This window comes from Geitlerinema sp. PCC 9228 (assembly GCF_001870905.1).
Taxonomy (GTDB): Bacteria; Cyanobacteriota; Cyanobacteriia; order Cyanobacteriales; family PCC-9228; genus PCC-9228.
Genome location: NZ_LNDC01000104.1, coordinates 80,919 through 87,580, shown reverse-complemented (window position 1 = coordinate 87,580; position 6,662 = coordinate 80,919). Strand labels below are relative to the sequence as shown.

3 protein-coding genes are annotated in these 6,662 nt (G+C 48.2%); 1 reads left to right on the top strand and 2 read right to left on the bottom strand.

Features of this window, described 5'->3' with window-relative positions; all coding sequences use genetic code 11:
- The first annotated feature begins 150 nt into the window (after positions 1–150).
- On the top strand, positions 151–786 hold the full coding sequence (locus tag AS151_RS11215; RefSeq protein ID WP_071517141.1) for a hypothetical protein: 636 nt from the start codon (positions 151–153) through the stop codon (positions 784–786).
- A gap of 443 nt (positions 787–1,229) precedes the next feature.
- On the opposite strand, the gene AS151_RS11210 is transcribed toward AS151_RS11215, so the two are convergent.
- Entirely contained in the window at positions 1,230–4,559 is a 3,330-nt protein-coding gene (locus AS151_RS11210; protein WP_071517140.1) for an endonuclease/exonuclease/phosphatase family protein, read from the bottom strand.
- 228 nt (positions 4,560–4,787) lie between these two features.
- On the bottom strand, positions 4,788–6,599 hold the full coding sequence (locus tag AS151_RS22810) for a hypothetical protein (RefSeq protein WP_244532976.1): 1,812 nt from the start codon (positions 6,597–6,599) through the stop codon (positions 4,788–4,790).
- Between the last annotated feature and the right edge of the window lie 63 nt (positions 6,600–6,662).

Genomic DNA, 6,662 nt, shown 5'->3' with positions numbered 1-6,662 from the left:
AATCTTTAAGAAAGATGGCTACGACTATCAAGTCAATAAAAGTCAATTATTGTCCAGTAAATCACCTATTAGGAAGTAGCAGAACTTTCAGGGAAAATTTCTTGCTATCCTAGAGAAGGGGAGATATTTGCTTGTTTTGCCAGAAACTGTATGCAATTTTTTCTAAATCATACCCTAGAATCCAGCTTACCCGCTATTTTAGAAGCTCTCACCAACATCGGCGCTACCTCCCTCCCCATCTTAACCCCAGAATGCCGTGCAGAATTGGTACGTACGGCGCAAAACTTGCCCTATCAATACCAAACAGAAGAGGTGGGAAAAAGCGATCGCTTGGTACGCCAACAATTAGCTTCCTGCGAGGATTTATCCCAAGCTTCCTTATTTTTACAGTTGCGCGACGCCTTTCAGAATCTTTTAACAGAATCGCTAGCGAAACTGGATGTTTATCCCTTTGCATTTCCCATAGATTTGAATACTATGGTCGTGCAAAAATACGAACCTGGTTCCATTGGTATTACCCCTCATAAAGACGGCAAACGCTATAAAAACTTGGTCTGTATTTTTGTTTTAACCGGAAAGGGAAAATTTTACGTGTGTAGCGATCGCGCTGGCAACCATCCCATCGAAATTGATGCCTCCGGTGGCAACGTTTTGTTCATGAGGGCACCAGGTTTTTATGGTGTGGAAAATCGCCTGGCAGCATTAGACGAAATTCGCCCTTTTCATTTAATTACAGATATTCAAACCCAACGCTATACATTTGCTTTACGGCAGCAAGTGGGGTAAGTAGCGAGTTTCCTTTTCCTATTCTCCCAACCTTTCTTTCCAATAGCGTAGATCTGCGATCGCTTCTTGGGTCTTTCATATCCCCTTCCCGATACAAAACATTCAACCGCACATCCGACCCCGCTTCCTCCGAATCCTCATCCATATCCGTAACTTCCACAATTTCATTTCCCCAACGCGCTTGAAAAGGAAAGATTATTTTATTTTCCAAATAATAATACCAGCAAAGTGCTTGTTCTTCTTCATTATAGGTACCTACAAATACTTCATACATCAAGGCATTTTTCTCGTTCCCGATCGTAGGCTGGTCTAGACATAACGTCCTCCTCTTTTCCCAACAGATAGGCCAAGTCTATACCACCAGCATATCGCACTTGCTCTAAAAACGTTTACCAGGTAGGGGCGTTTCGCGAACACCCCTACACGATCGATCTATGGAACAATTAAAAACCGAATTGCAATTCCTCAAGAGACAGTTCCGCAAAAAACGCCAAAGGCTGGGATTCGTAAGCATCGCCAAATCCATCGGCATCCATCGCTAGCAGCGTACCGCCTTCCATTTCTGTCAATTGCAGGTAGCCATCTGCCACGGGATTTTCTCCCTCGTATCCCAGATTTTCCAAAAACGTCGATAAGGAAACAGCTTCCTCGCTTTCTTCGGAAAAACTGGTTAGCCAATCGGCGGTTTCTTCGGAAAGTTCCAGGTCGCCAGCGAGGGAATCGCCAGAATTGGATTCACCTTCACCTTCGGCTTCTTCTTCCATTTTCCCAAACAGCAATCCGGCTAACAATGGGTCGTGGTCGCTAGCAGCATCGGCAAATTCCGTGTTGGTATGCACGATATCCAACTGCGCCGTATTTTGCAACCCATCGCTAACCAGAATGTGGTCCAAAGATTGGGAATTGCCTTGGAAAATAAAACTGTACCCTTCGTTGCCATCCAAAGCATCGGTCAGGTTGGTTAAATTTTCTCCTAAAATATCTGCAACTGGAGAAATAAATTCAAATTCATTTAAATCCCCCAGAACCACCACATTGGCATCGGGATTTTCTGCTAAAATCCCATCAGTATATTCTTTCACCGCCGTAGCTTGGTCGCGACGTTCGTCGAGAGAACCGTTGATGTTGGGGTCTTCCTGACCGGTGTTGGATTCGTTGGTGACTGTTGGCTGGTTTTGACCGAACAAAGGACTGCTGCCGCCTTTGGAAGAAAAATGATTGTTGACCACGGTTACCGTTTCTTCGCCAAACCGAAACTCTGCCGATAGCGGCAGGCGGCTGTCAAAGAAGGGATTGTCGGGGTTGGTTTGTTGGTCTTGGGGGTCCACAATGGAAGTGAGGGAACCTTCCACGAAGCGAACTCGGTCGGGTTTGTACAAAAAGGCATTGCGGATATTGCCACCAGGTTGACCGCCGTTGGTTTCGTTGCCGATGAAGGGATTGTCGATAAATTCGTATTCGCCACCGCCGGCAGCAGCAATTTCATCCACCAACCGTTGCAAGGTAGCATCGGCGGAGGTCACATCGGAAATTTCCGCGCCGTTGTTGTCTTGGATTTCTTGCAAAGCTACAATATCGGGAGCGTTGAGTTGGTTGGCTATCTGAGAAGCGATCGCAGCAAACCGACCTGCTGCAATATCGTCATCAACATCGCCAAACCCATCTTCGGTGAGGTTGGGGTCTTCTACGGTCGGGTCTAAGTTGAGAAGGTTGTAGCTAGCCACCGTTAGCTGCTGGTCGCTGCTTTGCAGTTCGCTACTTTCTGGGGTGAGGTGGGAAGCCACCGGCGAGAAGGTCTCCGTCGCCACCACTTCAAAGTTGCCGAAGTTGTAGCCAACCACGCCAGTTACATTTCCCAGTTGGGAACCAACGTTGACCTGGGGAGAAAAATTGGGTAAGATATCGCTATCGAGCTGTATTTGAATGCGTTCGGGGTTGAAATCATCGGGACTGATATTGATGGTTCCCCGTTGGCTGAGACCGGAGGTGTTTTCTCCTTCGCCGTTTTCGGCAACGGTAAAGATTTCTCCGAAGCGATTGGTGGGACTAACTGCGATCGCATTATTTACGGTAACGCGCATCCCTTCCAAACTTTCGTAGAAATCAATCCCATCTTCTTGAGGATCGAACTCGGCAAAATTATCGTTATCGATAACTTGCTTGGGTGGGAGGCGGTTGCCTTCCGCCAACACCACCGCATCCGGCAGCGGATTGCCAGTGGAAAGGGTTTCTAGGCTGGGATTGACTAATTCGGTAATGGATAAATTGCCGGTATCGACACCACCAGGAATAAATTCCGTTACCGTTGCTTGAACTTCTAGTTCGTCGCCAAGGGAAACTCCCGGGGAAGACCCACTAAAAACAAAAATTCCATCGGAAGTATTTTCATTGCCATCGCCGGTGGCATCTTGCAGGTAAAAGCCATTGCTATCCACCGCTGTGACAATACCCGAAGTCACTATCGCTTCGCCGACGAATGGGGAATTGTGACCTTCCCCTTGAATGTCGTAGATGGCTAGGGATTTTGGCAAGGAAGTTTCGTCGATGGCAGCATTGAGTTCGCCAGGGGTATTGAATGCTTCTCCCAACTCCGGCGTACCGCCATTGATGCCTGCCAAATCGAAATCGTTGCGAACCCAATCGGCTATGCTATCGGTGTCGGTGGCATTGGGAAGGCGAGAAGCGCCACCGGGGGGAAACGAAGACAAGCCATCAAAGTTTGCGGCTAAAGTAACATTAGCATAAGTGCGATCGCTACTGCCACCATCATCCACCGCAACGCTATCCACCACACGTTCCCAAGGCGTTGTCTCCAAAACGCCATCGTTGTCGGTATCCAAGTCGTCGCCAACATTGCCAGCAAAATTTTCCACCAACAACAAACTGTTGCTGCCGTTTTCCAATTCATTGCTGAGGAAACCAGTTTCCCAAAGACCGTTGGCATCAGTGGTTCCCACAGAAAATACACTATCCACCGTTCCCGCTACGTTGCTATCCCCTTCCACGGAAAGAAGGCTGAAATTGGCGTAGTTGGTATTGGCATCCCCAGCAATTTCCAGATATTCTTGGTTGTCGCTTCCCGTATGGTTAAAAACAAATTCGTTCATCACTGGGTCGGTAGCCGCAGACCCCCCGTTTTCAGAAATGACAATATTTTGGAAGGCAAATGCTTCGTCGCCGCCGTTGGTATTGGCAGTTAAAGTAAGCGTTAGTTGGGAACCCGTTCCATCAATATCGGTGGTAAAGGTTTGTAGGTCGTTGGTGAGGGTTGTTCCATTTAGCTGCATGGGGTCGTTGAGGGAAACGGTTTTCCCATCATCCATCGTATAGGTGAAGCTACCACTGGTATCTACGGAATTTTGGAACGCTACCTGTTCGCTACCACCATCGATTTGATAGGTCCAAGTGAAAATATCGCTATCTTCAAAGTCTCCCATGGCCCCCATGTCGATGGCAAGTTGTAGATTATTTCCGTTGCTGATATCAAAAACCCAACTTGCCGTGGTATCTCCTGTTGCATTTTGACTGTTGACGGTATCGGCAACGCCAAAAAAACGGTCTTGGTTGGCTTCGCCAATAATGCCTTGGTCGTCGGCAGGGAAAATGCTGAGGCTATCGTCGAGAACGGCAAAAGGAATGCTTGGGGATACGCCACGCTGGTAGATTTGGAATCCATCGGCAGGGGAGTCAAAGGCATCTCGGAAGGGATTGGTGAAATCAACGAGATTTTGCCTGCTGCTGTTAACCAGGTCGAATGCGATCGCGGTTTTCACGGAAAGTCGGTCTCCTAACGAGGGGTTGAAATGCTATGGTTTTTGCCTGCAACAGGGAATTTTGCAGGATTGGTTCGCGATTTCGCGAACGGTAACCATTTATACGTGTTTTCTCGTAGAATTTACCGAACTAAGATTAACGATAGATTGCCGTTGGGTTAAGAAGCGACCAAGAAGACCGCAACTATACCAACTGTTTATACCCTTCGACAAAGCTCAGGGCAAGTTTTAGAAATAGCGATCGCAAATTAAAGGATCGCCACCAGACAGCTTGTGAACCTCCGGCGTTAAATCCAACCAAGGCTGCAACTGACCCATTTGGAACGTACGACTCATCACCACATAAATCGAGGTTTGGTCGCAACCAATCCCTGCCGCCTCCACCTGGTTCCAATTATCCGCATGAACCGTATCCGTCACATGCCACCGACCGTTTTCCCACTGAAATCGGCGAATAAAGCTCATCGGCGCATCTTTTTTGCCAGTAATTAACATCTTTTGCAGTAACTTACGAATTAGATCCGGGAAAAATCTGCCTACACTCAACATCACCAACCGCAGCAAAATATTCTTCGCCGGCGTCATTTGCTGCTGTTTCGCCCAACCCAACTGTCCTTTAATCACAATTTCATCTTCGCCGACAATGGCTTGATAGGGACCAACCAAATGAGCAACGGCATTTTTTTGCTTTTTCCCCTGACGAACCAACAGCGAAACCTGAGTATCCGATACAATCAAGCGATCGCCGCGAAATAGCTTAAATGCCCCACCCTTATTCAAAGCCACATATAGTTCCACCGGTTCGGCTTGGGATACGCTCAACTGACCTTGGGGTTGTTCTTCTGGCGGCGCTGGGGAAGCTGGTTCCTGGTGATGTTCTTCCCCTTCCGGTTGATTTTGATTTTCCCCAGTGGTATCTGTTTCTGCTTCCCATTCCGAAGAACTGCTATCTTCCGGCGTTTCCGAAGAAGACTCACTTGCCGAAGTTTGTGTAGTAGGCTTATTCGACGAACGGCGATCGACCAAAATTTGCGCTTCCGACAGCCAAACCCGTTCGTTGCCAAACAGAGAGCGAACCGACGCATTCGGCCGATTTTCCGTCACAAAATCTTGCCACGCCAGCAAATAATTCCAAGCGTGATGTCCCACAATATGGTCGTCAGAATACACCGGACCCAACCCTTTTTCCAACCCTTCCAAAAAAGCATCGTTAATCGCCAAAGCTTCCGGCATCCACTGACCCACCAACTCAAAGCCGTGGGGAAAGAAATTGTAGGTATTGCGGCTGCCGTATTCCCCACCAAAAGACCCATCGGGATGAACAAACTGCGCTGCCAGTTCCACCGCTTTGCGCAACGCCTCCCGCAGGCGACCGTCGGGTTTTTGCTGGTAGTATTCCGCCAAACAAGAAATCGTCAGCGTGTGGTAACCGGGGTCGAACCCTTCGTATTCTACAAACCAGCCTTCGTCATGTTGCCAGTCCAAAACTTTTTCCAAACGCAAGGCTTTGGCGCGGTCCCACTTAGATGTTTTGAGCAGTTGGGAGGTTAGTTCCAAACACAAAACAATCAACGCCTGGTGGTTGGTTAGCTGGCCGCTTTCGTGGTGGTTTGCCAGCCAGTCGGCACGTTTTTCAAAAAAGGTCAGGGCGTTGTAGTTATCCAGACCCAACAGTTGGTAGCTTTTTACGCAGGCTAACAAAGAAAATGCCGCTGCGCCACCCGCGCGTTCGAAGGGAAAATAATCGTCGCAGGAACCGTCTTTGTGGGAACTTTCTGCAGCGTAGAGAATGCCGGCTTCCACCCAATTGCGAATGGCTTCTTCTTGGTAAAAAGGGTTGCCGGGGAGGTCGGTGTGGTAGGCTAGCGCCAACGGCAGCACAAATTCCTGGGACATACCGCTGGGAAAGTCGATAATTTTATAGTGCCAGAAGTTGCGATCGAAGCAACCGTAGGTGGGACTGTGGGGATTGCGATCGCAAAGGGTTAAAATCTTTAGCACTTGAGAAATGGCAATTTGGGCGAATAGGTCTCTACTCACGGTAGCAGCCAAAAAATATATACTGGACAATAATAGCAATCTTGCCCTCATCCTACGTCTTTA

Excerpts from the sequence above, each read along its gene's own strand:
- AS151_RS11215 (WP_071517141.1), top strand. The coding sequence starts at position 151 with ATGCAATTTTTTCTAAATCATACCCTAGAATCCAGCTTACCCGCTATT.